This window comes from Lentzea sp. NPDC092896 (assembly GCF_044754905.1).
Taxonomy (GTDB): Bacteria; Actinomycetota; Actinomycetes; order Mycobacteriales; family Pseudonocardiaceae; genus Lentzea.
The window spans coordinates 344,697-370,957 of record NZ_JBIVPX010000006.1 but is presented as its reverse complement, the minus strand read 5'-3'; the positions used below and the strand labels follow the sequence as shown (position 1 = coordinate 370,957).

General features: G+C 67.3%; 17 protein-coding genes. 3 read left to right on the top strand and 14 right to left on the bottom strand.

The window, feature by feature from the left end:
• Positions 1 to 227: 227 nt before the first annotated feature.
• The 12 genes from ACIQF0_RS29660 to ACIQF0_RS29605 form a co-directional block, all read right to left on the bottom strand.
• Entirely contained in the window at positions 228 to 1,115 is an 888-nt protein-coding gene (locus ACIQF0_RS29660; protein WP_360037625.1) for an SDR family oxidoreductase, read from the bottom strand.
• 268 nt (positions 1,116 to 1,383) lie between these two features.
• On the bottom strand, positions 1,384 to 2,568 hold the full coding sequence (locus tag ACIQF0_RS29655) for an ABC transporter ATP-binding protein (RefSeq protein ID WP_401034627.1): 1,185 nt from the start codon (positions 2,566 to 2,568) through the stop codon (positions 1,384 to 1,386).
• 8 nt (positions 2,569 to 2,576) lie between these two features.
• The gene (locus ACIQF0_RS29650; protein ID WP_319980185.1) at positions 2,577 to 3,422 is read right to left on the bottom strand and encodes a carbohydrate ABC transporter permease; all 846 of its coding nucleotides are present in this window, start codon (positions 3,420 to 3,422) and stop codon (positions 2,577 to 2,579) included.
• Complete coding sequence (locus tag ACIQF0_RS29645; RefSeq protein ID WP_401034624.1) at positions 3,422 to 4,378, bottom strand: carbohydrate ABC transporter permease; 957 nt, start codon at positions 4,376 to 4,378, stop codon at positions 3,422 to 3,424. Before ACIQF0_RS29645 ends, ACIQF0_RS29650 begins: the two co-directional genes overlap by 1 nt.
• Positions 4,375 to 5,628, bottom strand: coding sequence for an ABC transporter substrate-binding protein (locus ACIQF0_RS29640; RefSeq protein WP_319980186.1), 1,254 nt, complete (start codon positions 5,626 to 5,628; stop codon positions 4,375 to 4,377). Before ACIQF0_RS29640 ends, ACIQF0_RS29645 begins: the two co-directional genes overlap by 4 nt.
• A 168-nt stretch (positions 5,629 to 5,796) precedes the next feature.
• Complete coding sequence (locus ACIQF0_RS29635) at positions 5,797 to 6,357, bottom strand: general stress protein (RefSeq protein ID WP_360037634.1); 561 nt, start codon at positions 6,355 to 6,357, stop codon at positions 5,797 to 5,799.
• Positions 6,358 to 6,432: 75 nt separating this feature from the next.
• Positions 6,433 to 7,137 carry a barstar family protein gene (locus ACIQF0_RS29630; protein WP_401034620.1) on the bottom strand — a complete coding sequence of 235 codons (705 nt, stop codon included), beginning with the start codon at positions 7,135 to 7,137 and terminating at the stop codon, positions 6,433 to 6,435.
• 120 nt (positions 7,138 to 7,257) lie between these two features.
• On the bottom strand, positions 7,258 to 13,395 hold the full coding sequence (locus ACIQF0_RS29625) for a polymorphic toxin-type HINT domain-containing protein (RefSeq protein WP_401034618.1): 6,138 nt from the start codon (positions 13,393 to 13,395) through the stop codon (positions 7,258 to 7,260).
• A 21-nt stretch (positions 13,396 to 13,416) separates the two neighbouring features.
• On the bottom strand, positions 13,417 to 20,154 hold the full coding sequence (locus tag ACIQF0_RS29620) for a LamG domain-containing protein (RefSeq protein WP_401034616.1): 6,738 nt from the start codon (positions 20,152 to 20,154) through the stop codon (positions 13,417 to 13,419).
• A gap of 205 nt (positions 20,155 to 20,359) precedes the next feature.
• Positions 20,360 to 20,959, bottom strand: a complete 600-nt coding sequence (locus tag ACIQF0_RS29615; RefSeq protein WP_401034614.1) for a hypothetical protein — start codon at positions 20,957 to 20,959, stop codon at positions 20,360 to 20,362.
• 38 nt (positions 20,960 to 20,997) lie between these two features.
• Positions 20,998 to 21,789: a hypothetical protein gene (locus tag ACIQF0_RS29610; RefSeq protein WP_401034611.1), complete on the bottom strand. Its 792-nt coding sequence runs from the start codon at positions 21,787 to 21,789 to the stop codon at positions 20,998 to 21,000.
• A gap of 120 nt (positions 21,790 to 21,909) precedes the next feature.
• Positions 21,910 to 23,106: an acyl-CoA dehydrogenase family protein gene (locus ACIQF0_RS29605; protein WP_401034608.1), complete on the bottom strand. Its 1,197-nt coding sequence runs from the start codon at positions 23,104 to 23,106 to the stop codon at positions 21,910 to 21,912.
• Between the two features lie 203 nt (positions 23,107 to 23,309).
• Between ACIQF0_RS29605 and ACIQF0_RS29600 the strand changes: the two genes are divergently transcribed.
• Entirely contained in the window at positions 23,310 to 23,690 is a 381-nt protein-coding gene (locus ACIQF0_RS29600) for a DUF4190 domain-containing protein (RefSeq protein WP_360037652.1), read from the top strand.
• 8 nt (positions 23,691 to 23,698) lie between these two features.
• Here ACIQF0_RS29600 and ACIQF0_RS29595 read toward each other — a convergent pair whose 3' ends face one another.
• Both ACIQF0_RS29595 and ACIQF0_RS29590 read right to left on the bottom strand, forming a co-directional pair.
• Positions 23,699 to 23,875, bottom strand: a complete 177-nt coding sequence (locus tag ACIQF0_RS29595) for a hypothetical protein (protein WP_319980195.1) — start codon at positions 23,873 to 23,875, stop codon at positions 23,699 to 23,701.
• Between the two features lie 146 nt (positions 23,876 to 24,021).
• Entirely contained in the window at positions 24,022 to 24,981 is a 960-nt protein-coding gene (locus tag ACIQF0_RS29590; RefSeq protein ID WP_360037658.1) for a CoA ester lyase, read from the bottom strand.
• Between the two features lie 110 nt (positions 24,982 to 25,091).
• On the opposite strand from ACIQF0_RS29590, the gene ACIQF0_RS29585 reads away from it, so the two are divergent.
• Both ACIQF0_RS29585 and ACIQF0_RS29580 read left to right on the top strand, forming a co-directional pair.
• The gene (locus ACIQF0_RS29585) at positions 25,092 to 25,430 is read left to right on the top strand and encodes a hypothetical protein (protein ID WP_401034604.1); all 339 of its coding nucleotides are present in this window, start codon (positions 25,092 to 25,094) and stop codon (positions 25,428 to 25,430) included.
• Entirely contained in the window at positions 25,427 to 26,257 is an 831-nt protein-coding gene (locus tag ACIQF0_RS29580; RefSeq protein WP_401034601.1) for an aminoglycoside phosphotransferase family protein, read from the top strand. Before ACIQF0_RS29585 ends, ACIQF0_RS29580 begins: the two co-directional genes overlap by 4 nt.
• Positions 26,258 to 26,261 lie beyond the last annotated feature (4 nt).

Here is a 26,261-nt window from a genome sequence, read left to right as displayed (position 1 = left end):
CGCGACATCGTCGGGATCGAGAGCAGCTGCACGGCGCAGCGTCTCGTGGGCTCTGTGGGAGAACTTTCGCAGTCCGTCCCACTGCCCGCCCTCCGTCGTCCGGTCCGCACCCGCCGCACCACGCGACTGCCATCCCGCGACTGACTGGGCACTGCCCAGCAACAGCAGCGGTCGACCACAGCGGGGAGGCACCGCCCAGGGCGCCAAGCGGCACCTCCCCAGCGGGCTCAGGCGGTCTGCGAAGGCTCCACCAGCGCACGGAGCCGGGGAGGCATCCTCTTCTCCAACCCGTACGGTTCGAGGTGCGCCTGCAACACGCCCGTGAACGCCCGCTCCACCGAAGCGGTGTCCCAGTTGTCGCTCTCCAGGATCGGCTGTTTGAAGTACGGCTGCCCGACGATGTGCAGCTGCCTGCCGTTGCACCGGATTACCTGCCCGGTGATGCCCTCGGCGCGGTCCGAGAGCAGGAACAGCACCAGCGGCGCCACCTTGCCCGGCGTCCGGTCGGCCGGAATGGCGCGCAGAGAACGTTCCGACTTCCACACCATCCGCGTGTGTGCGACAGGGCACACGGCGTTCACGCGGATGCCTTCGGACTCCAGGTCGAGAGCCCACGAGTAGCTCAGTGAGGCCACCGCGCCCTTGGTCGCCGAATAGGTGGCGAGTTTGCGCTGGCCGAATGAGGCGCCGGAGGAAATGTTGATGATGGAGCCGCCACCGGTGGTGCGCATCGCTCGCATCGCCGCGATTCCGACATAGATGACACCGAGGACGTTCACCTCGACCACTTGCTTGATCGTCTCGGGGTCGTCTTCCCACGGCGCGGTCTCGTAGTTCAGGCCGGCGTTGTTCACCAAACCGTCGACGCGCCCGAATTCGTCGACGCACAGGTCCACGATCTTGGCCGCCTCGCTCGGATCGGCGACCGTGTGGCTCGAGGCCACGGCGCGGCCACCGAACTCGCGGATGTGCTCCGCGACCCGTTCTGCCAGGTCACCATCGTTGTCGTTGACCACCACGGACGCGCCCGCGAGGGCAGCGTGCATGGCGTAGGCCTCGCCCAGCCCTCGGCCCGCCCCCGTGATGACGACCGCTTTACCGTCCAGGATCCCCATTGCACGCTCTCTTTCACTCGGCGGCGGTTCCCGGAACCCCCCTGTGGTCCGGTACCCGCCTTCGACAAGCGTGCGGACGATCGCGTGCCGAGCAGAACATGTTTCGATGAGATGACGCTGCCGAGCGCCCAATGGCGAACCGAGTTCGGCCGGGCAGATGACCCGCACTAATCGGCCCTCTCGAACACGGTCCTTTGACCCTAACTCGATCGGGTGACAAAAACGGGCCGCCTTCCCGAGTGGGGAAGGCGGCCCGAGAAACGAGAATTCACCGTTCCGTGTAAGTCAGGTTCCTGCCGCTGGACGGGTCGAAGAGCTGCACCTTGTCCGCGTCGAACCAGATCTCCGACGAAGCGCCTTCCACTGCCTCGGACGCCGAGGACAGCCGCGTCACGAGCGAGATGCCGTCACCCGGCACGTCGTCCGATCCCGCGTCCGCCGCGAGCTCCTGGAGCTCGGCCGAGGCCGCCTGTTCGCCCGTGAGGTTGAAGTAGGCGTACTTGTCCGAGCCCATCGACTCCAGCACGTCCACCTGGTGCGTGAACTTGCCGCCCGACGACAACGCCGCCGCCTCGACCAGTGCCGCGTCCTCGAAGTGCTCCGGGCGGATGCCCATGATCACCTCGCGGGGCGCGTCGGCACCCTCCACCAGCTGCCGCACCCGGTCCGTCAGCGTGACGTCGCCGAGGATCGAGCGCAACGAGCCGTTCTCCAGCGTCGCCGGCACGAAGTTCATCGACGGGGAGCCGATGAAGCCCGCGACGAACAGGTTCGCCGGCTGGTCGTAGAGGAACTGCGGCGCGCCGATCTGCTGCACGACACCGCCGCGCATGACCACGACCCGGTCGCCGAGGGTCATCGCCTCGGTCTGGTCGTGCGTCACGTACACCGTCGTCGTGCCGAGCTGCTTCTGCAGGCGCGACACCGAGGTGCGCATCTGCACGCGCAGCTTGGCGTCCAGGTTGGACAGCGGTTCGTCCATCAGGAACGCCTTGGGGTTGCGCACGATCGCGCGGCCCATCGCCACGCGCTGCCGCTGACCACCGGACAGGTTGGACGGTTTGCGGTCGAGGTGCTGCGTGAGATCGAGGATCTCCGCGGCCTCCTTGACCTTCTTCTCCACCGTCGCGTTGTCGACCTTGGCCAGCCGCAACGGGAAGGCCATGTTCTCCTTCACCGTCATGTGCGGGTACAGCGCGTAGGACTGGAACACCATCGCGATGTCGCGGTCCTTGGGCGCCTTCTCGTTGACGCGCTGCCCGCCGATGCGCAGCTCGCCGTCGGTGATGTCCTCCAGGCCCGCGATCATGTTGAGCGTGGTGGACTTCCCGCAGCCGGACGGTCCGACCAGGATGATGAACTCGCCGTCGGCGATCTCGAGGTTGACCTCCTGCACGGCCAGCGCGCCGTCGGGGTACCTCTTGGTCACCTTGTCCAGAACGATCTCTGCCATTGGTCAACTCACCCCTTGACGGCGCCGGAGGTCAGGCCGGCGACGATCCGGCGCTGGAAGAACAACACGAAGAGGATGATCGGGATGGTGATGACCACGGCGGCCGCCGCGATCGACCCGGCCGGGTCCTCGAACTGCGAGCTGCCGGTGAAGAACGACAGCGCCACCGGCACGGTCCGCGACTGCTCGGTCGAGGTGAGCGAGATCGCGAACAGGAAGTCGTTCCAGCAGAAGATGAACACCAGGATCGCCGTCGTGAACACGCCCGGCGCGGCCAGTGGCGCGATGACGCGACGGAACGCCTGCCCCGGCGTCGCACCGTCCATCTTCGCCGCCTTCTCGAGCTCCCAGGGGATCTCGCGGAAGAACGCCGACAGGGTGTAGATCGCGAGAGGCAGCGCGAACGTGATGTACGGCAGGATCAGGCCGGGCCACGTGTCGAACAGGCCGAGCGAGCGCTCGATCTCGAACAACGGCGACACCAGCGAGACCTGCGGGAACATCGCGATCAGCAGCGAGACGCCCACCAGCAGGTTCTTGCCGGGGAACTCCAGCCGCGCGATGGCGTAGGCGGCCATCGTGCCGAACACCACGGCGATCGCGGTCGCGATGATCGCGATGCCGATGGAGTTGATCAGCGCCCGCGTGAACTCCGACGTCGAGAAGATGTTCTGGTAGTTCTCCAGACTCCACTCGCGAGGGATGAAGTTGCCGTCGGACAACGTCTTCGACGACTTGAACGACAGCGACACGATCCACAGCACCGGGATCAGCGCGTAGATCACGACAACCGTGTTGAGAACGCCCCAGCCCCACTTCTTGGCCGGGGTCTCCGCTCCTCCGATGCCCGCCATCAGCGCTTCCCTCCGTCGTCACTGCCGGGGGCAGCGGTGCCGAAGAGCTTGATGAACACGAACGCGATGATCGCGACCATGATGAAGATCAGCACGGACATCGTGGATCCGATACCGAGGTTCAAGCCCTTGATCAGGTTGTTGTAGGTCAGCATCGACACCGACGACGTGCCCTGCGAACCCGCGGTGAGCACGAAGAGGTTGTCGAAGATGCGGAACGCGTCGAGCGTGCGGAACAGCAGTGCGACCAGGATCGCCGGCTTCATGATCGGCACGGTGATCTTGATGAACCGCTGCCACCCGTTCGCGCCGTCCATCGCGGCGGCCTTGAGCAGGTCGTCCGGCACCAGCGCCAGGCCCGCCATCAGCAGCAGGGCCATGAACGGCGTGGTCTTCCAGATCTCCGCGAGCCCCACGACCATCAGCGCCGGGATCTTCTCCGTCAGCACGGGATCGCCACCGAGCGCCTCGGCGAGGTAGCCGGTGCCGGGCGTCCAGGCGAAGCGCCAGGAGAACGCGGCCACGACCGTGACGATGCCGTACGGGATCAGCGTCGTCGTGCGGACGATGCCCCGGCCGACCAGCGCCCGGTGCATGATCAGCGCGAGCGACATGCCCAGCACCAGTTCGACGGCGACCGTGACGACGGTGAGCAACACCGTCACCCAGACCGCGTTCCACCAGTACGGGCTGCTGAGCACCGTGACGTAGTTGTCGAACCAAATCCACTCGGTGCGGTCCGGGAACTTCAGGTCGAACCTCTGCATCGACAGCAGCAGCGAGTAGAGGATCGGCCAGCCGGTCACCGCGATCATGGTGATCGCGGCGGGCGCGCAGAGCAGCCAGCCGAGCCTGCGCTCGGCCTTCTTGCCCTCGCTCAGCGCCTTCTTCCTGGGCGCGACGGGAGCCGGTGAGGCTCCGGTCGTCGCCGTGTCCTCTGTCGTCGTCTGGCTCACGGCAGCACCCCCTTGGAGTCGAGTGCGTCCTGAAGTTCCTTGCGCAGCCTGTCCGCCGTCGCCTGCGGGTCGATGCTCGCGGGCGGCGAGAGGATCGTGGAGATGACCGTCGAGACGTTCTGGTACGCGGGCGTGCGCGGCCGCACACTCGCGTTCTTCAGCGTCTCCTTGATGTCGTCGCGCATCGGGTACGCCTCGGCCATCTCGGGCTCGTCGTAGACGGCCTCGATGGTCGGCGGCACACCGTCCTTGAGCGCGGCGATCTTCTGACTTTCCGCACCGCGCAAGCACAACACCGCGTCGAACGACTCGTCCGCGTGCGTGGTGTAGTTGCTGACGGCGTAGTTGATCCCGCCGACGGTGACCTTGGCGGCGTCACCGCTCACGGTGGGGTACGGCGCCCACTTGAAGTTCTTCGCGAAGTCCGGCTTCTTCTGCGCCGCCGCGTAGACGTACGGCCAGTTCAGCTGGAACGCCGCACTGCCGTTCTCCATCGCGAGGCGAGCGTTGTCCTCGGCCGCGTTGGAGAACGACGGGTCGATCGCCTTGGACGTGGCGAGCTTCTTCAACGCCGCCAACGCCTGCACGGCCTTCTCGTCGACGACGGCCTTGGTGCCGTTCTCGTCGAGGATCGTGCCGCCGTTGGAGTTGACGAGGGTGTTGTACAGCACGACGAGCCCCTCGTACTGCTTCCCCTGCGCCACGATCTGGCCGGGCTTCCCTTCCGCCACCAGCGCCTCGGCCATGGAGATCATCTCGTCCCACGTCTTCGGCGGCGTGGGCACGAGGTCCGAGCGGTACCACAGGAGCTGGACGTTCGTGTTGTCCGGAGCTCCGTACAGCTTGCCCTCGTAGGTCGCCGTGTCGAGCGGCGTCTTGAGCGTGCCGCTCTCCACCTGGGACTTGACGGAGCCGGTGAACTCCTTGATCCAGCCCGCCTTCGCCAGCTCGGCGGTCCACGTGACGTCGAGCCCGAGCACATCCATGCTGTCGTCTTCCGCAGCGAGTCTGCGCACCATCTGTTCGCGCTGACCGTCCGCCTCACGCGGCAACTTGTTGTAAACGATGTTGTATCGCCCGCCGGCCTTCGCGTTGCAGCTGTCGACGATGGCCTGGAAGTTCTCCTGGGGATACTTGTAGACGTTGACGGTGATGCCGCCGTCGCCCGACCCGCACGCCGTGAGCGTTCCTGCCGCGAGTACCGCGGCTCCCACTCCGGCGGCAAGTCGATAGCGCCGTGTCGCACCCATCGGCCCTGCCTCCTTCCCGACTACACGGAGGAGCCAGACCGCAGCGCCCGGCACCTCGTCGTGCCACCGGCCGCACCGGGCGGACCGGTCAGCTGAACCTAGGCCTGGTGATCACGAGCCGCAACCAAGAGAGGCAACGATTCAGAACCAATGGGCGTCTGCAGCGTCTCAATTGCCGGGGTTCACGGGCCGCATCGCCAGCCTCGCGAGCAGGTCACGCCCCTTCTCGGCGGACTTCGGGTTGCACAACACGTCGTACCGGTTCGCGACCAGCTGACTGGCCGACTGGAAGTCCCGCTTGCCGCGCGCCGACCCGTACCCGACCGCCGCGAACACCAGCCCGAAGAACACACCGGTGATCAGGCCCGTGAGCACCGGTCCCACGGTCACACCGGACTCAGGGCTGAAGAGGGTGAGCAGCAACCCCACGAACAGACCGAACCAAGCACCACTGGCCGCCCCGGTCATGAGCACCCGGCTCCACGTCAGCTTGCCGGTGATGCGTTCCACCAGCATCAGGTCCACGCCGACGATCATGACGTCCTGGACCGGGAAGTCCTCCACGGCGAGATGGTCGACCGCACGTTGCGCTTCCTCATACGTGGCGTACGAACCGACCGGCCACCCCGTCGGCGGGGTGGGCAGGCGGGGAGGGACGCCGGGCCGGTTCGGGTTGGCGAACGGACTCGTCACGGGGACCACCTCTGTCGGACGCGCTGATCGTCCCATCCTGCCAGTGCCCGCTGCGGGGTGCCGAGACGCCTACGGGTGTTTTGCCGGGTTCGCCACGACCGCGCGACGAAGTCACCGCTTGACGAGGTCGACGGAGTACTCCCTCATGATCTCGGCCACGGTCTTCATGAACCCGTCCCCGAGTGCTCTCTCCGACTGAACGAAGTCACGCCATTCGAGTCTCTTCAAGCGCTGCTCCGCGTCACTCGATCTGAGGCAGTCGACCAAGGCGTCGAGGTTGGAGCCGAAGTACCCGCCTGGCCCGTTCACCGCTTCACCGAGAGCGCAGTAGAAGCCCGCGCGGGTCGAGAACTGCGCGCCGTCCAGGCGCGCAGTTCCATCTACTCCAAGACAAGCAGCGGCTCGCCAGGACGAGAACCACGAGTTCTGCACGACGTGCAGCCACGCCTCCACATAACTCACCGACCGCAGTGACCACTCACCTGGCTCCAGCGGCACGCCCGAAGCCCATCTCCGCCAGATCTCATCCGCCTGCGGAACTTCACAGCGATTGCTGAAAACCCGGAATGGAACCCCGATCACCACATTGCCCGACTGTTCCGCTGCCGCGTCATTGCGCACGACCCGACCTGCGTAGTACTCGCCGATCTTCTCCTGCCGGTGGTCGCGCACCTCCAGCAGACCTTCCTCGGACTTGCGCGTCACACCCATCTGGTGGACCCCCCGGAAGACCACTTCGGTCTCATCTTCTTCGTCGACGAAGAAGCCGGACACGTGCTCCGCGGAAACGATCACGTCCCGCGTTGCCCCGTCCACGACGAAATAGAGAGGAAGATCGACTTCAGTCGAACCGGCCAGTCCACCAGACACGCGTCACTCCCACATCAGCGCTTCCGACAAGCCTTGCACATCACCCAACGCACCACTCAGCCCATCCTATTGGGGCCAGCCGTGATCCGGGAAATGAGGTGCCTCGAATCGATGGATCGTCCTGTAGTGGGTGTTGGTCCAGCCATAAGCGTAGACACCGGGCTTGACCTCCTTTTTCAGGATTCTGTCGGATTTCGGCCTGCCAGGAATGGCGAACTCTTGAGCATCCTTCCACCAGGGATTCTCCCTACCTTCATAGACGTCGTGTGAAACAATCCGCCCCGCCCGCACATCGTCATAGGCAAGCGCGACATCGTGACTCATTCCGTTCGGCAGGGGGTCAGACAGCTTCTCCGGCTTGGTCGGCTTGGCTTTCTTCTTGGCCGCGGGACAGTTGTGCACGAGCGCGGACGCGTCACCTGCCACCACGTAGAAGGTGTGCAAGTCCTCGACGGTCAGGTTGTAGACACGTTCGACGGCGGCCCACCGCGAGATTGCGGAGATCTGCACCTCGGTTCCCGCCGCGGTCTGCAGATCAAGGCCGGAGGAGAGGTCTTCCGCGTCCACCCAGCTCTTGTGCTCCGGCGACCAGAACGGGTGATTGTCAGTCACGACGACGGAGTCACCGCCGACCGTGACCTCCACCAGTTCCTTGTCCCCTTCGCTGAAGATCGTCGCTACAACGTCACGCGCTCCCGCTGCTCCCGTTTCCGGGTCGGTGGCGAGAACCTGATCGCCGACTTCGATCTCGCTGATCCGCTTGGTGGAGCCGTCCGCCATCAGAACCAAGGTGTCACCGGTGAAGCTGTTGTCGCAGAAGCGACGTGGCGAGAAGGAAGCCGCGCCCGCCATGACAGCGCCGCCCTTGCCCTTGCCGCCACCGCGCATCGGCGCCGGACCACCGGGTCGACTGAAGTCCGGCCCGATCGCCGTCGCGTGAGACGCGATCAACTGGAGCTTGAAACTGTGACTGCACCCTGCGGACTGCGAGTAGGTGCAGGCCTTCATCGCGAAGTCGAGGAGCTGTGCGGTGCTGTACCGGCCGTCCGGATCCTCCGGCGCCGGATACCAGTCGGTGGCGAGGATCTGCGACCTGATCGAGCGCATCTCATCGGCCAGCGCGAACACGTCAGGCCCGGCACCGATGACCTCCCAGTCACCGATGTAACTCTTGCCCGTGTCGTTGTCGTAGTAGACGTCGATGCCGCCGTCGTCGCTGTAGTCGATGCCCTGCGACCCCTTGTCGGTGCCGGGGATCGACGCCGAACTGCCACCGCCACCCTTGTTGTCCTTGTAGCTGCAGCTACCGGAACCGGCACCGTCCAGACAGCTCATCGGCAACAGACCGGTCGGGTCGCTGGAAGTGATCGGCGAGTTGTTGGCGTACGTGTAGGCCGACCACTGCTGCGGGTCGTCCGGGTCGAGGATCGGGTCGACCGAGATGAACCGCCCGATCGCCGGGTCGTACTGCCTCGCCCCCAGCTCCACCAGGCCGGTGGAGACGTCGATGGTTCCCCCGACGAAGCCTCGTTCGCCGGGGAACGTGGCCGCGCCGCCGCGAGGAGCGCCGAACGGGGTCTGGCGACGCCGTTCGACTGCCATCGTGTCGCGGTTGAGCGCGATCTGGGCGGTGCCCTGGTGGTCGTTGGCCAGCCAGGTCAGCTTGGTGGTGCCCTCGCGCATCGCCACGATCTGGCCGCCGTGCGAGTAGTAGCGCGTCACGGTGGGCTTGGTGGCGCCCTTGGCCAGGCGGATCTCCTGGTTGCCCAGGTAGAGCGTGGTGCCTTCCGGGTCCCGGCGCAGCAGGCGGGTACCTGAGGTGTCGTAGACGAAAGACGTGTCCTTCGCGTTGGCCGCGATCTTGCCCACGCGGCCCTCGACGTCCCAGTCGAGCGTTTGCGCCGTGCCGGTCAGGTTGCGGGTCTTGGTGTTGCCCGCGGCGTCGTAGGTGAAGCGGTCGAGGTTGCTGCCTCCGGTGCCCTCCGTCTTCACGGACTCCAGGGAGTGCGCCCGCGAGTAGTTGTAGGTGCGGGTGGTGTTGCCGCCCGAGGCGTGCTGGATCTCCTTGGTGCGGTTGCCGATCGCGTCGTACTCGAACGACTGCCGGTAGGGCGCCGGGCCACCGAGCGGGGCCGTGGCCGGGTCCGCCGCGCAGTCGCCGGACGGGGTCCATGCCTGGGTCAGGCGCTGGAGGTGGTCGTAGCGGAAGCACTGGCGTTCCGGGCTGAGCGGCGTGTTGTCCACAACGGACTGGATGTTGCCCGCGTCGTCGTAGTTGTAGTTGACGTCCGCCTGCTTGGGCGACGGGACCTCGGCGTCGACGATGTAGCGGTTCGCCCGGCGGGTGTTGTCGTCGTAGTAGTACGACAACCAGGTGCGCTTGCCGGTGGCGCCGAGTTCCAGGCGGTACAGCTCGCCGTACTTGGTGTAGGCCGTGCTGTTGACCAGCAGTTCGCTCGAGACGTCGCCAGGACCGGCCGAGGTCTGCGACGGCCGGCCGAAGTCGTCGTACTGGTGGAACACCGTTTCCTTGGGCATTCCGGCCGCGGTGATCGCGCTGTAGGTGTTGCCCTCGACGCTGCCGTCCGGGGCGTACTTGAACGTCGTCGCGTAGGTGCCCTTGAGCGGCCCCTCCGCGTCCGGGATCACCGTCTCGGTTCCCAGCGGCTGGTCGAGCGGGTCGTAGTCGACGATCTTGTTGGTGTAGGCCTTGCCGTCGGCGTACCTGGTCGACGACGCGGGCAGGCCGAGGCCGTAGTCCGCGGTGTCGTAGGTGAACTCCTTCAGCACCGTCGCGCCCGACTTGACGGACGTCGTGCGGCCCAGCTTGTCGTAGGCGTAGGTGAGGGTGTTGTTCAACGCGTCGGTGACGGTGGAGAGCTGGCCGAGCGCGTCGTAGGTCATCGTGGAGACGCCCTTGTCGACGTCCTCCGCGCGGACCTGACGGCCGTGCAGGTCGTACTCCCACTTCCACTTGTTGCCCGCGGCGTCCGTGGTGGACGCGAGCTCACCCGCGAGCGTGTACGAGTAGCGAACGGTGTCGTGGTCGCCGCTCGCGGTCGCACCCTTGTACTGCCACAGCTCGGTGCGCTGACCGCGCGCGTCGGAGATGGCAGTGGTGGGCGTGCCACCGCGCGGAGGCGTGACATCGATCCGGTCGCCGCCATAAGCGGTGGTGCTGCGCCACTTCTCCTGCGCACCGGCCTGGTAGATCGAGTGCTGGACGCGGCCCGCGCCGTCGTACTCCGTGCGGCTCACGCCTGGGACGTCGCTCTCGGAGAACACGAGAAGGTTCGTGTCCACCGCCTTGTTGTTGAAGAACGGCTGCGTCGTGCGGGACGGGCGGCCCTGCGAGTCGTACCTGGTGTCCGAGACCAACCGGCCACCGTCGGTCGGCGTCTGGGTCTGCCGGACGCGGTAGATGCCGTCGAAGATCGACGTGCTGGTGAGGTAGTTGCCCTTCGCGCTGATCGCGGTCGTCGTGACCGAGCTCGGCGCGTCCCGCTTGACGTCGTAGGCGAACGACTGCGACGGCTGGGTGGGCCAGTCCTCACGCGTGCGGTTGGGCATCCAGACCGCGGTGGTGCGACCGAGAGCGTCCGACGAGGACTCGGTGACGTTCTCGTTGGCGTCGACGATCTTCGTGTCCTTGCCCCACGCGGGTTCGATCGTCGTCGTCACGGTGTGGCCGAGCGCGTTGGTGCGGATCGTGCCCGTGGCCGGGCCGCCTGTCTTCGGAACGTACTCGGCTTTCGTCGTGGTGCCGGCCGAGTCCGTGACCGTGAGGCTGCGGCCATAAACGTCGTAGGTGCTGGTGAGCTTGGACTTCCACACGGCGCCGGACGCCGGGCGTTCGTCGATGATCTCGACCTTGGTGATGTTGCCGGCGTTGTCGTAGGTGTTGCGGACGCCGCCGAGCGACTGGGCCGGGAACGACGCCGCGGCGCCGCAGGCCGCGGCCACCGACTCCGATTCGAGCGGGTAGGACCAGCGCCAGCGGGGTTCGTCCTGCACGTAGGACGTGGTGGTGCAGCGGTCGTCGTCGGTCCTGTCGAGGTCGCCGTGGTCCTTGCTCTCGGTGACCTGGCCGTGGTCGTCGTACTTGCTCTCGGTCTTGGTCTTGCGCCAGCCGCCCGACCGCAGAGCGGTGTAGGAGGTCGAGGACTCCTGCGCGGTCCAGTAGGCCTTGTAGTCACCGCGGGTGGCGGTGGGGCCCCTCCAGGTCGGGGTAGAGATGGTCTTGGACAGGACGGTGTCACCGGTGCCGTCGTGCACCTGCGACTCGAAGCGGAAACCGCTGAGCCAGTCGGAGTCCTCGCGTTTGCCGTTCTCCGAGTCGGTCACGTCGGCCGTGCGGGTCGCGTTGCCGGGCAGTTTGTCGCCGTGCATGCCGCGGTAGAAGCGTTCCTCGGTCATCGTGACCGGGCCGGCGATGTCGTCGTCCTTGCCGGTGAGCACGCGGACCCGGCCGAAGCCGCGGAACTCGTTGTAGGTCCGCTTGTCGTCCTTGGTGAACTCCGACTGGTCGCGCCGCCAGCCCGCGCCGTCGAGGTACTGGTAGCGCACCAGCTGTTCGGCGCTCGACGCGTAGCGGTCGGTGGTGGTGACCGATTCCACGACGTACTTGTGGAAGTAGTCGTCTCGCTGCTCGCCGTTCAGCGGTGCCCACTTGGCCGGGTAGCAGCGCTTGTTGTTGGTCTCCGGGTTGGCGGGCATCGCGGTGCCGGGAACGCAGTCGGGTGCGGCGTACTTCACGGCGGTGACGCCGCCTGCCTCGGAGACCACGGCCGTGACGCGGTAGCGGTTCAGCGGGCCGATGCCGGTCGGGGTGTCGACGCGGTTCGGCATCGCGGTGCCTTCGAACGTCACCTGCGGCAGCGGAAGTTCACCGCCGACGAGACCGGTGTGCGTGATTCCCTTGAGCCACAACGCCGCGTTGTAGTCGTCGTTGGTCTTGGGGAACTCGTGCTGCAACGACCAGCGGTCGACGTTCTGGTAGCCGTTGCCCTTGCGGACCTGGGTCGTGATCGTCGACAGGCGCTTCGTCGACCAGAAGGTCGGCTGGTGCTTGTCGGGGCAGGTGGCACCGTCGCAGCGGTCCGCGACGGAGGCGTCCGGCCAGTTCTCCTTGGTGTCGAGGGAGCAGTTGCTCTCCTTGACACACCGGTTCTCCAGGCCGAACTCCACTCGCCCGCTGGCGGGGGCGTTCACGTCGTCGCGCAGGCCGTACTCGACCGACGCCAGCGTGCCGGCGCGGATGTAGGAGACAGCGGCGTTCTCGCGGTTCTTGCCGTACTTGTTGGTCTCGGTCTCGTAGTTGTAGAGGACCACGTTGCCGCGCGGGTCCACGACCTTGTCGAGCATCCAGCGCCACGCGCGGTCGCACGACGAAGCCGCGAAAGTGTTCTCGTGGCAAGGCTCGTTGACGTCGTCGCCGAACACGGGGACGGTCCAAGTGGACTTCGCGCCGTTCCTCGTGCCGAAGAAGTACTGCGTGCCGTCGACCGTCGTGATCTTCCACGACTCGTTGAACTTGTCGCCGTTGCCCTGCGTCGTGGTGCGCTCGACGAGCGAGCGGTCATCGGCCTTGAGCCGCCACGGGCCGGAGTCGCCGTCCCTGATCAGCATGCCGCCGCGGCCACCGAACGAGGCGGTCGCGTTGTCGCTGCGCCAGCACAGATCGCCGACCTTGGGCGGCGTGGTGCCGCCTTCGGTGTCGTCCATGCAGTTTCCGTAGGCGCGTTCGACGTACCCGGCGGAGAGGTCCCAGCCCTCACCGACCCACGACGGCTGGTTGTTCGTCACCGACGTCAGACCGTCCACGGCGGACGATCGGTAGGACAGCGCGAGCGACGGGCTGAACCCGCCGGGTGCCGGCGGCACGCGCAGTGGGTACGACCAGGAGAAGTCGCCGCTCTGCCGCGACACCTCCCACGACGACGAGGCCGAGAACGGGGTGGCGGCGAACGATCCGCCGCCCTGCTGAGTACCGCCCGCGGACTGGTTTCCCTTCAACGCCCGCGTTGTCGCCTCGTCCTGCCCGCGGGTGCCGAGCGACCCGTTCGACACGGGAACGGACGGCACGTCCGGCGCGTTCACCGACGGGCTTCCCGCGGCGATGGCGGCCTCGTCGACCGCCACCGACACGGTGGTGATCGCGAGGCATACCGCCATCGCTCTCATGAGGGCGCGCTTGAGCTTCATGGTGTTCGTCTCCCCCAGAGGTCAGAACGTGGCGACGGTGGTGGGCGTGGTCACGAGCACGTGGCCGAGTTGCTCCTCGACCACCTGCCCCTCACAGGTGCTGCTGACCGAGTCGAACCGGTTGCCGGCCGCACCGGCACGGCAGCGCATCAGCGGCTTGGACTCCACGCCCTCCGGCGGTGAGGTCCACACGTAGCCGATGCCTCCGAGGCGTTCCTTGCCTCCGCACGCCGAGTCCCGCGAGCTGAACGTGTCGGCGCCTTCGCGGCACAGCCAGAGGACAGCGGTGCCGGGTGCGCTTGCCAGCCCGACGACACCGAGGACGCCTTCATGGCGGTAGCCGGGAGCCACGCCGTGAGTGGTGCTCCAGTGGTCCCATGGGGTTGACGTGCTGAGGTACCGGGACAGCGGTGCGTAGGCACGCAGCCAGCCCAAGCTCTTCACCTTGGTCTGGCCTTCGCAGTCGTCCGCCGTGGCCGTGAACCTGTCGGCGTTGACGACGCACAGGTTGAGCTCGACGGCCGGGATGTTGACGGGCTTCACGGAGTAGACCGCGCCGGTCTCACCGATCAGCGTCGCGCCTTCGCAGTCCGCGGCGGTCGAACTGAAGTGGTCGTTGCCCGACTTGCACGAGTACAGCGGTCGCGTGTTCGGCTCCGTCAACGACGGCGGCTGGCCCATCACGCCCTCATAGCGATAGTTCGGCAGCGGTGCATCGCCGGTGAGGCCCGTGTAGTGCTCGCCAGGACCGGCGGTGCTGAGGAACCGGCCGAGCTGGCCGGCGGGTGCCGGCGGACGAGACGCTCGCTGGAGCAACGTCGCGTCGGGCGCCATGCCCAGCTCGACGCGGACCTCGTCGACCAGTCCGACGAACTGTTCGGCGTCCTTGCCGTCCGACTTGCTCCTGCCGACGGACATCGGGCCGTCGGCGAGCCACATGCGGCCGGACGTGGTGCCGACGAGCTTGCCGTCGACGTAGAGCTTCAGCAGTCCGGCGCCGTGGTCGTACACACCGGCGAGGTGCGTCCAACGCCCCAGCACGGCAGGCTCCGCGGACAGCGCCTTCGCCAGCGGCGCCTCGGTCGAGTCCTGCACGGGTGCGGAGAACGCCCACCGCTTGGAATCCTGCCGGTACTGCAGAACGAAGCCGCTGACCTCCGTGCCGTCCTGGCCGAGCACGGTGGAGGTCCTGTCGTCCCGCTCCAGCCGCGCCCACGCCTGGACGGTGAAGCTGTCCCGCGGGTTGACGCCGTAGGCCTTCGCCGTCGCGGAACCGGTGCCGTCGAACCTCATCGAGGTCCCGAACACCCCGCGGCCGAACGTGACGCCGCCCGTCGTCGTCAACGTGTTGGCACGCCAGGTGGTGTCATCGCCGTTGCTCGCGTCGAACTTCCAGAGACCGGCGTCGTTCAGCATGACGTCGTTGTGCACCAGGTTGATCTCGCCCTGCGTCAACGCCTTGCCGAAGACGCGGACGTCGTCGACGCCCTTGTTCCACCAGCTGCCCTTGACGCCGTCCCACTTGCTGCGCCCGACGGTGAACGGACCCGTGGCGTTCCAGCCGACCGCGCCGACCTTGACCGCGGACTGCACACCGTTGACGTACAGGCGAAGCTGCTTCATGTCGGCGTCGTACGCCACCGCGAGGTGGGTCCACCGGCCGATCTTCGCGGGCTCGGACGAGACGAGCACCGTGGCGGTGCCGCCGTTCACGTCCGCGTGCGGCTGCACGACCGCCCATCGGCCGGAGTCACCGTTGTAGGACAGGACGAAGGCGCTGTCCTGCGTGCCGTCCTGCGCCACGATCGACCGGTTGCCGGTGATGCCGTTCTCCGGGTAGGCCCACGCGCTGACGGTGTAGCTGCTCGAGGTGTCGATGACCGGACCCGCGGTCTCCCCCGCGCCGCTCGACCCGTTGAACCAGGCGCTGCCGGCGTTGCGACCCCCGCCCCAGGTGGAGCCGGAGCTCAGGGTGAGCGCGTTGCCACGGCCGCTGCTGTCCGCCGCGGTCGTGCCGGTCTTCTCGTCCAGTTTCCAGTGCCCGGCGTCCGCGACCGGCAGCGTGGCGACCGGCTGGTCCTTCGCTGGATACGACTTGTACAGCTTGAACACGCCGTCGAGGTTGGTCGCACCGGTGTAGATCCGGACGTCGTCGACGGATCCGGTCCAGCGTTCGGCCTCGGCCGGAACGCCCGCCAGCTTCGACCGGCCGATCTGCACCCCACCAGACGCGGTCCAGGCGTTGTTGAGCGCGCCCTCACCCATCCGGTTGCCGTTGACGTAGAGGAGCAACTGCTTGGCCGCACGGTCGTACACGCCGACCAGGTGCACCCACTTCTTGAAGTCGGAACGCTCGACCGACACGGCGGCCTTCGTGATCACCGTGTTGCCGAGGTCGTCCTCGGGCATCTCGAAGATCCAGTTGGCGGGGTTGTTCCTGTCCTGGAGGTACCCGAGGCGGAACTTGCTGTTCTGGTTCGCGTCCTGGCTGACCGCCACCTTCTTGCACTTGGCGGCGGAACATTCCTCCGGCAGGTACACCCACGCCGACACCGTGAAGCTCTGGTCCGTGCGGGGTACCGCGCCCGTCGACACCTCGCCGGCGCCGTTGAAGCTCACCGCGTTGCCGAGACGACCGGGTGCGTAGGTGGCGTTGGTGAGCGTGCCCGCCTTGCCGCCGACCGCGTCACCGGCGGTGGCGCCGGTGCCCTCGTCGAACTGCCACTTGTGCAGGAGGTTGAGGTCACGGCCCGACTTCGCGCGGATCTCGTCCGCGAACAACGCGCGGTTGTGGACCTCCACGTCGTCGATCGCACCGGGGAAGAGGTCGACGTCGGCGCCGTTCCACTGCGCACGGCCGATGCGGAACTGGCCGTCCGGCCGGTCCCAGGCGTCCGGATGAGTGGCGGAGGCGGCCTCGATGCCGTTGACGTACAACGTCATCCGGTCGCGAGCCGCGTCGTAGGTGCCCACCAGGTGGGTCCACACGCCTTGCTGGGCCACCATGCCGATCGCCCGTGTCTGACGACCGCCACCGTCCGTCTCGTCCTTGCCGAACATCGCGAACGACCAGTGCCCGTCCGGCGTCGCCTGCAACTGGAAGGCGCTGACCGTGTTGCCGTCCTGGGACAGCACGGCCGGGTAGCGGTCGGTGACGACACGGTCCAGCCGTGCCCACGCGCTGACCGAGAAGTTGCGCGACGTGTTCACCGCATGCCCGGCGCGCAGTGACGCCCCCGGGACACCGGTCAGGCGGGCAGCGAGGTCCTTCGGGTCGGAGTTCTCGTTCTGCCCGCTCACCCAGTCGACCGGGTCGCCGAGCGTCAGGGCGCCGTTGTTGCCGGACGCGTCGACGGCGTCGCCATCGAGGCGCCACTGCCGGACCGGGTCGGCGTCGAGCTTGACGATGTCGCGGATCTCGTCGGCCGCCAGCGCCCTGCTGTGCACGCGGACGTCGTCCAGATCGCCCTTCAGGAAGGCGCCCTGCTGGTCGGTGCCCATCACGAACGCGCCGCCCGCGTCCCAGAACGGCTTGGTGGCGACGGCGCTCACCGCGGCCTCGCCACCGTCCAGGTACAGGGTTGCCTTCTTCGTGCCGGTGTCGAAGACAGCGGCCAGATGTGTCGGCACGTTCTTCACCGCGCTGCCCGGCGCGCTCTGCGCGAGCACGTTCCACGCCGTGCTGCCGTTGCCCTCGGTCATCCCGAAGAGCCAGCGACCGTCCTTCTGCTGCAGCACGAACCCGCTGGAGCTCGGACCGTCCTGCGACAGCACGGTCATCGGGCCGGTGGTGTCCGAGAGCGTGACGGACGCCGACACCGTGAAGCTCTTGTCCGTGCGCACGACGGCGCCCGTGGTGCGAGCCTGCCCGGTGCCGTCGAAGCGCACCGCGTTGTTCTTCGGCTGTGGACGCTGTTCGAAGAACGACACCCCGCCGGAAAGCGCGGCGTTCGCCCCGTTGGTGACGGCGTTGCGCGCGGTGGTGCCCGGAGCGTCCTCGAACCGCCAGTGTCCGACCTGGACGTTGTCGCGCCGCACTTCGCCGGTCACCTCGGCGTCGGTCAGTGCGCGGTCGTACACGCGCACCTCGTCGATGGCACCGAACATGTTGTGGTGGAAGGTGCCCTGCGCCTTGGCCTGACCGATGCGCAGCTCACCTGCCGCGTGCCACGGAGAGGTGGCCTTGCCGGTGCCCTGCAGCACCCCGTTGACGTACAGCTTGACGTCTTTGGTGTCGGCGTCGAACACACCGGTGAGGTGAGTCCACGCACCCGGCGTGGGTTCCTCCAACGACTTCACGACGCCCCAGGTGGTCGGGTTCGCGGAGTCCTGCTGGGGCATCACGAACACCCAGCGCCTGTTGTCCGCCTGGTACTGCAGGCAGAAGGCGCACACCGAGTTGCCGTCCTGGCTCACGACCGCACGCCAGTACTGGTCGAGTCCGCCGTCGAGGCGCACCCATGCCGAGACGCTGAAGCTCGAGTCGGTGCGCACGGCGTTCGGGGCGGTGGCGTGGCCACCCATGCCGTCGAGGGCGAGCGCGGAACCCACCGCGCCGGTGGTGAAGCTCGTCTCGCCGTGCGTCGTGCCGTGCCGGTCGCCGAGGTACGCGGTGTCGTTGACGTTGCCGTCCATGGCGTACTGGGCGATCGCGCCGCTGCCCGCACGGACGTAGATGTGATAGACGCGTGCCGGGCCGGCGTTGCCCGCGCGGTCGACCGAGCGCACGAAGAGGTCGCGCGGGCCGTCACCGGGCATGGACAGCGTGACCGTCGCACTGCCGCCGAGCGCGTCGGCCTGCGCCGACAGCGGGGTCGTGTCGTCGTCCCAGCCGTAGGCGAACCTGTCGGTGTCGGCGTCCTTGGCGGTGAAGGTGAACTTGCCCGGCACCGTGGTGCCGCCGTGCCAGCGGTTGTCCTCCGGGTAGGTGACGCTGCTGACGTCCGGTTTGTTGACCGGATTCGTGCGGTCGATCCGGAACTGCTTGGGCCCCAGTACGTAGTCCGATCTCCACGCGCCGTCATCGGCCGCCACGAACCACGTGACCAGACGGCCGTCGGCGACCCCGGTCAGCGACACGTCCTGCGAGGTGTTGGACCAGGAGGGCAACCAGGTGTTGCTCCAGAAGACCCTCTTGTTCTGGGTGTTGGCGACGTCCGGGTTCTCGTCGTAGACGTCCCAGGTGGCCTTCACCTGGTCACCGTCCGAATCGGACACGTTGGCCTTCAACGTGATCGTCGATCCGCCGTACCACGGCATGCCGCCGCAGTGGCCGCACGCCTGGAGGTTCTCCACGGTCGCGGGGTCCCTCGGGGTGTCCGCGCGGCCGTTGTAGTAGACGACCAGCTTCGACTTGCTGGGATCGAACTTGCGCCAGGCGTTCTCGTCGTCCGACGACCCGATCCAGTACGTGGAGTTGCCGGTCGTGTCGAGCCAGTGGTGGAAGGTGTCCTTGCTGAAGGAGAAGGCCTTGTGTTCCGAGCAGTTGCCGTTCACGGAGGGCACGCTCGCGCTGGTGAGGACGCCGATGTCACCCGGCTGGTTGTTCCAGTTCGTGCCCGGCCCGATGTCCCCGTTGGCCACGTGCAGATCGTGCTGGTGCCAGGCGTTGCAGGTCGGAGAGTGCACGACGGTCGCGTCCATGCGGGCGGAGGAGACGCTCTTGCCGTTGAGGAAGCTCGTGTCGAACTGGAAGTACGACCGCGTGACCAGCTTCGGTGACGTCAGGTAGGCGCGGCCGGACCTCGCGGTGGGGTCGACCCGCACCCACGAGTACGTCTCCGCCTGGGAGTCAGCGCCGTTCCAGTGCGGCTTCTCCCTCATCGGGTTGGAGCCGTCGTCGTACACGGTGGTCCACCCGACGTTGGACTTCTCGGCGGGCGCCGGGTCGACGTAAACCGGGTACACGGTCGCGGGGTCGGTCAGCAGCTTCTGGTCCGGCACCAGCGTGAGCGAGTCCGCCGCGAACTCGACGCCGATCGGCACCTGGTCGGTGCGCGGCGCCTCGGTCTCCGCACGCTGCTTCGAGTCCCACATCAGCGACTGCGGCACCCCGAACACGATCTCGCCGGCGGCGTCGACCAGGTCGAACGCACCCTGCGCGCCAGGGCGGACGGTCAGCCCCGTGGTCTGCATCCCGAGCTTCACAGCGGCGACGTGCTCGGCCGCGGTCTTGTCCTTGACGACGAGCAACTGCTCGTAGCCGCCGTTCTTCGCGGTCATCCTCAGGTCGACGCCCTCGAAGACCTCGCGGTAGGTCGCGACCGGGCCGTCCACCGCCGGGGCCGGCAGCACGCCGGGCCAGGTCAGGGTGAACTCCTTGCCGCCCTTGCCCAGCCGGACCAGCGGTTCGGTGCCGCCACGGGAGAACGTCAGGCCGACGCTGGTCGCCTTGGTCTCGAGTCCCTTGTCGGTCGGGGTCAGCTCCGGGTCGATCGACACCCACTTGCCGTCGCGCTGAACGCGTTGGGGCAGAGCGGAGACCGCGGCCTTGAGGTGCCCGCTGGGCTGTGCGAACACCTCGCGCGTCTCGGTGCGCATGTTGACCGCTTCGACCTCGATGCCCTGCGCGCGGGCGGCGTTGAGAGCAGTCGCGGTGTCAGGTGCCTCGGTGACGGGCTGCGGCGGCGCCGCTGTCCGCGGCGTGTCGGCGACTACGGCCACGACGGTGGCGGCCAGGGCGAGTGACAGCAGGGCTGCGGAGACGTTTCTGGACGTGCGCAGGCATGACTGACTCGCCGCGCGGCGGCGGTGCAACAAAGTGGGCCCCCAGGCTCGCGCATGTCCCCCGACGACACGCGAACTAGTTATGTCGGCGTGAAGCCTGACTGACGAAAGCCCGGTTACCTATAGTCCGAACGAGTGATGACCACCACGTGTGACCGAAGTGAGAGTTCCGACATTTAGGACGTCACCTTCAACGTTTGCCTCAATACGGCCGCCCGGTAGTCGAACATGCGTTCGATCAACTGGGGTATGCGATTTCGAACCGGTGAGCGAAGGCGCGGTACGAACGCGCGTAGGCGTCCCTGCTGTCCGCCACCCGTTCCCGCTCCTTCTTCAGCACCTCACCGGCCGCACCGGCGTTCCCGTTGAGCGCGTGGATGATCGCGAGCTTGCGCGCCCGTTCGAAGTCGAGCAACGACTCGGGCTTCGCGACGAGTTCCTTCGCCAGCGCGTCCCACTTCGCGTGCTTGTCGATGTACGGCTTGCCGTGCTTGAGGAACGCGGCCACCAGCGACGCGGCGACGGGAGCGTGGTCGCCGCGTGGGTCGAAGGTCCACTTCCAGACGGGCTTGTCGGGCATCAGGTGGCCCAGCGGCGCGGAGATGAAGGGGGTGGCCGGGATTCCGACGCCGAGGGCTCGGCAGACCTCGTCGTAGCGCTGGAAGCAGACGCCGGCCAGCGGGGTCAGGTCGAGCGAGCCCGTGACGCCGAAGCCCAGCCAGCCGGCGACGCCGTCGCCGCGGTCCTGGAGCCAGACGTGGCCGCGGCGGACGAAGCCCGTGGGGCGCAGTGCGGTGTCCACGGCGATGAGCACGTCGGTTTTCGGTGATGGCCTCACGGAGGAGAGGGTCCCAAACGACAGCGCATCTCGCCGGGTCAGTGCAGCACCGGGCTGAGGAACTCGGTCAGCTTGCGCACGACGTCGGGCGGCACCTCGTCGAGGTGGTCCGTCAGCTGCAGGAGGATGCGGCCGCCGCCCAGGTGGTCGGCGGAGACGACCGGCGCGGTGGTGCAGACTTCTTGCACACCACCCAAAGCGGCGACCTGACGTGGTCCCAGCAACGTCGCCCAGTGCGGGCCGCGCGACAACTCCGCTGCCATGAAAAGGGATTCGTCCAGGCCCACGCCGACGGCGACCTCGTGCGCGGTCCGCACGCCGACGCGGTCCAGCGTGATCCAGCCGCCGCAGGCCTGCGCGAGCGTGGCGCCCGAGCGGAACGCCGACAGCCATTCCTGTTGCACCACATGGGAAATCCAGCCGCCGAACAGCGAACGCGCGGCCGTGACGGTGATCTGGTGCGGGAAGGCGGGGTCGTCCTTCAACAGGATCTCCGCGGACCAGCCGCCGTCGACCAGGGGCAGGCCCTGGGAGTCGAGCTGGACGAGTTGCACGCGCAGGAACGACGGCAGGTCGTCGAGGGCCGCCGACCACGACGGAAGGGTGAAGTCACCCGAAGAGAGCAGGAGGCGGGCATATCCCGGCGGCCCCCAGGGCGTTGTGTCGGAAGGGCGGTAGTCGCGCGCCACGGCCACGAGCTCCTCGACCGAGGCCGGGCAGAGCGGTGCGAGCAGGCCGGTGAACAGGTCGCCGAACCACTTGGCCAGCGCGGGACGGTCGACGCCGGAGAACGTGTCCAGCTCCAGACGGACCACGTGTGGCGGCGACACAGGTCTCGGAAGTGTCAGATCTGTGCTCAAAGTGAGCGAACCTTATGGCCCGCGGGCAAAAACCGTTAGGGACCAATCCCGTGAAAGATTGGCCCCTAACGGAGGAATCAGCAGGTTCGTCTAACCGCGTGACTGGTAGTCGCGCAGCAGTCCCCGCGAGATGATCGTCTTCTGGATTTCCGACGTGCCCTCGCCGATCAGCAGGAACGGGGCCTCGCGCATCAGGCGCTCGATCTCGTATTCCTTGGAATAGCCGTAGCCGCCGTGGATGCGGAACGACTCCTGCGTCACCTCGGCGCAGTATTCGGAGGCGATGAGCTTCGCCATGCCGGCCTCGACGTCGTTGCGCTGGCCCGAGTCCTTCAGACGCGCGGCGTTGACCATCATCAGGTGCGCGGCCTCGACCTTGGTCGCCATCTCGGCGAGCTTGAAGGCGATGGCCTGGTGCTCGACGATCGCCTTGCCGAACGTCTTGCGCTGCTGCGAGTACTCGATCGCGAGTTCGAAGGCGCGGATCGAGATGCCGCACGCGCGGGCGGCCACGTTCACGCGGCCCACCTCGACGCCGTCCATCATGTGCCGGAAGCCCTGGCCGGTGACGCCGCCGAGCACCTGGTCCGCGGCGATCTCGAAGCCGTCGAACACCATCTCGGTGGTGTCGACGCCCTTGTAGCCCATCTTGTCGATCTTGCCGGGGATCGTGAGGCCCGGCAGGACCTCTCCGTAGCCCTCCGGCTTCTCGACCAGGAACGTCGTGAGGTTCTGGTGCGGCTTCTCGGCGCCCTCGTCGGTCTTCACCAGCACGGCGGTGAGGTTGGACGTGCCACCGTTGGTCAGCCACATCTTCTGGCCGTTGATGGTGTAGCCGGAATCGCCGCGAACGGCCCGTGTGCGGATCGCCGCGACGTCGGAGCCGAGTTCGGGCTCGGACATGGAGAACGAGCCGCGCACCTCGCCGGCGGCCATGCGCGGCAGGTACTTCTGCTTCTGCTCGGGCGTCCCGTGCTGCTTGAGCATGTGCGCCACGATGAAGTGGGTGTTGATGACGCCGGAGACGCTCATCCAGCCCCGCGCGATCTGCTCGACCACCAGCGCGTACGTCAGCAGGGACTCGCCCAGGCCGCCGTACTCCTCCGGGATCGTCAGACCGAAGAGACCCATCTCCTTCATGCCCTCGACGATGTCGGCGGGGTACGTGTCGCCGTGTTCCAGCGTCTGGGCGTGCGGGATGATCTCCTTGTCCACGAACGTGCGAACGGTCGCGAGGATTTCTTCCTGGATGTCCGTGAGACCCGCGGTCTGGGCGAGGCGCGCCATCGCACTTCCCTTCCAAGGCTTTGGTTACCGGCGAGTATGGACCGGTTAACGCCCGTTTGCGACCGCGGTGTGCTCTCCGCAACAACGGCAGCACCTGCTGTACCGAAACAGCATCCCTGACAGGTGTAATCCCACACCCACACGCGACGAACTGAGAGGCAGGACCTTAAGATCCCGCGTCAACACTTCTAGGGGGACCCTCGATGACCTACGACCCGTACAACCCGAAGCAGCCAGGGGATCCGTACGGCCAGCAGCAGCCGCCTTACGGCCAGCCCGGCCCTTACGGCCAGCAGCAGCCCTACGGCTACGGCTACCCGCCGCCCATGCCGAAGCCGCAGCAGAACGCGATCCTGTCGCTGGTGCTGTCGTGCGTGGGTTTCGTGACGTGCGGAATCACGGCGATCGTCGGCGTCATCTTCGGCCACATCGCGATGGGGAAGATCAAGCGGGGCGAGGAGGAAGGGCACGGCATGGCCATGGCCGGCCTGATCGTCGGCTACTTCGTCATCGGTGGATGGTTGCTCTACTTCGCGTTCATCATCATCGCGATCATCGCGGCCGCGAACGGCAACACCTACTAGCGGAGAACTCAGCCCGCGAGGGCGATCTCCAGGGCGCCACCGCAGTGGCGGCAGACGTCGGCGAACACGTGGACGTCGGAAGCGCATCCGGGGCAGCTGCGGAAGCTGCGCTCGAGCAGGTCGTCCTCGCGACGCTTGAAGAGCCGCAACCGTCTGCTCGTCTTGCCGTTACTCGAACGTGACATGCCCCAGAGCATGCCCCCATGCCAGGGGCGGACCGCAAACTTCGGTGACTGATTGTGCTCCACTTCACCCGTTTCGAATGCAACCCGTGACGGTCGAACACGTCCAGTGACATTCAGGGTGAAGTGGAGCACAATCCGTAACGGAATCAGTCCTCCGGCGGCGTCCACACGTTCGCGCGCGCCATGCCCGCGGCACGGCCCTTGCCGGAGATCACCAGCGCCATCTTGCGCGACGCCTCGTCGATCATCTCGTCGCCGAGCATGACCGCGCCGCGCCGGCCGCCCGCCTCGGACGTGTAGAACTCGTACGCGTCGAGGATGTTCTCGGCGTGGTCGTAGTCGTCCTGCTTCGGGCTGAAGACCTCGTTGGCCGCGTCGATCTGGCCGGGGTGCAGCACCCACTTGCCGTCGAAGCCCAGCGCCGCGGACCGGCCGGCGACGCGCTTGTAGCCGTCGACGTCGCGAATCTGCAGGTAGGGGCCGTCGATGGCCTGCTTGTCGTGGGCCCGCGCGGCCATCAGGATCCGCATCAGGATGTAGTGGTAGGCGTCACCGACGTCGTAGCCGGGCGGCTGCTCGCCGACGACCAGCGACTTCATGTTGATCGACGCCATGAAGTCCGCCGGGCCGAAGATGATCGTCTCGACGCGCGGGGACGCGGTGGCGATCGCGTTGACGTTGTTCAGGCCCAGCGCGTTCTCGATCTGCGCCTCGATGCCGATCTTGCCGACCTCGTAGCCCATCGTCTTCTCGATCTGGGTGATCAGGAAGTCGAGCGCGACGACCTGCTCGGGCGTCTGGACCTTCGGCAGCATGATGCAGTCGAGGTTCGCTCCCGCGCCCTCGACGACCTCGGTGACGTCGCGGTAGGTCCACTCCGTCGTCCAGTCGTTGACGCGCACGACGCGGGCCTTGTCGCCCCAGCCGCCCTCGTTCAGCGACGCGACGATGGTCTTGCGGGCGTCGGGCTTGGCCAGCGGGGCGCAGGCGTCCTCCAGGTCCAGGAACACCTGGTCCGCCGGCAGCGTGCGCGCCTTGTCGATCATCTTCTGGCTCGAGCCGGGGACCGCCAGACACGAGCGACGGGGACGCTGCTGGTCGACCACTGGAGTACCTCCTTGTACCGGCCGGTAACTATGAGCGCCACAGTGGCACGCATCATCTCCGGGCGCATATTCCCTGAGTCCCGTTTCACAAAGCCTGGCAGGCTGAACCGGTGGAGATCACTCGAGTGCTCGACGCGGCGCTGCGCAAGGCGGCGGCCGTCTGGATCACCTCACCCGGTCACGAACCCCGTCTCGTGCACGCGCACTGGCGTGCCGACGCGCTGTGGGTCCTCTCCGGCGGCACCGAACCCAGGGTGCCCGGGCTGACCGATGGAGCAGAGGTCACCGTCACCGTCCGCTCCCCCAGCACGCACTCGCACCTCATCGACGCACCCGCCGTCGCGCACCTCACGGAGCCGGACGACGAGACGGCGCTGGCGTTGAAGACCGCCCGGCTCAACACCAAACCGGAGTGGGACGCGGTGTACCGGCTGGAGTTCAGCTCATGATCACCGTGCCCGAGGGTTTCGGCGAGGGCCTGGGCGACGGCGCCGGGGAGTGGGTGGCCAAGCTGCCGAAGCTCGCCACCAAGGCATGTGCGCGCTGGCAACTGACTCCGGACGGCGCGCTGATGAACGGGTTCTGCGCGGTCGTGCTGCCGGTGCGCCAGGCCGACGGGCATCCCGCGGTGCTCAAGCTGAGCTGGGTCGACGAGGAGACCGTGCACGAGCCGTTGGCTCTCCAGCTCTACGACGGCAACGGCACCGTGCGGCTCCTGGACCACGACGCCGAACTGGGCGCGTTGCTGCTGGAACGCCTCGACCAGCACTCGCTCGACGACGAACCGGTCGACCTGGCCATCGGCGTCATCGGCGACCTGATGCGCCGCCACAGCGGACTCCAGGCGCCGAGCGAGATCCGGCGGTTCGAAAGCGAACTCGAAGATCACCCGGCGGTGCCGCGCAGGCTGCTCGACGCGGCCCGCGAGGCCGGCACCCGGCCGATGGGCACGACGCTGGTCAACGAGGACCTGCACTACGAGAACGTGCTGCGCGGCCACCGCGAACCGTGGCTGATGATCGACCCGAAACCGCTGTCCGGCGATCTCGAGTTCGGCGTGCTTCCGCTGCTGCGCAACAGGTTCGACGAGATGGACGGACGAAGAGGACTCGCCGACCGGTTCCACGCGGTGTGCGACGCGGGCCAACTGGACGAGGAGGCGGCACGGGACTGGACGCTGCACCGCGCGGTGACCAACTGGATCTGGTGCCTGGAAGAAGACCAGGAAGAGGCCGTGATCTGCGCCGAGATCGCCGGGTGGGCGGCCTCCACCTGATCTA

Excerpts from the sequence above, each read along its gene's own strand:
- ACIQF0_RS29660 (WP_360037625.1), bottom strand. The coding sequence starts at position 1,115 with ATGGGGATCCTGGACGGTAAAGCGGTCGTCATCACGGGGGCGGGCCGA.
- ACIQF0_RS29655 (WP_401034627.1), bottom strand. The coding sequence starts at position 2,568 with ATGGCAGAGATCGTTCTGGACAAGGTGACCAAGAGGTACCCCGACGGC.
- ACIQF0_RS29650 (WP_319980185.1), bottom strand. The coding sequence starts at position 3,422 with ATGGCGGGCATCGGAGGAGCGGAGACCCCGGCCAAGAAGTGGGGCTGG.
- ACIQF0_RS29640 (WP_319980186.1), bottom strand. The coding sequence starts at position 5,628 with ATGGGTGCGACACGGCGCTATCGACTTGCCGCCGGAGTGGGAGCCGCG.
- ACIQF0_RS29635 (WP_360037634.1), bottom strand. The coding sequence starts at position 6,357 with ATGGGACGATCAGCGCGTCCGACAGAGGTGGTCCCCGTGACGAGTCCG.
- ACIQF0_RS29625 (WP_401034618.1), bottom strand. The coding sequence starts at position 13,395 with ATGAAGCTCAAGCGCGCCCTCATGAGAGCGATGGCGGTATGCCTCGCG.
- ACIQF0_RS29605 (WP_401034608.1), bottom strand. The coding sequence starts at position 23,106 with ATGGCGCGCCTCGCCCAGACCGCGGGTCTCACGGACATCCAGGAAGAA.
- ACIQF0_RS29600 (WP_360037652.1), top strand. The coding sequence starts at position 23,310 with ATGACCTACGACCCGTACAACCCGAAGCAGCCAGGGGATCCGTACGGC.
- ACIQF0_RS29595 (WP_319980195.1), bottom strand. The coding sequence starts at position 23,875 with ATGTCACGTTCGAGTAACGGCAAGACGAGCAGACGGTTGCGGCTCTTC.
- ACIQF0_RS29580 (WP_401034601.1), top strand. The coding sequence starts at position 25,427 with ATGATCACCGTGCCCGAGGGTTTCGGCGAGGGCCTGGGCGACGGCGCC.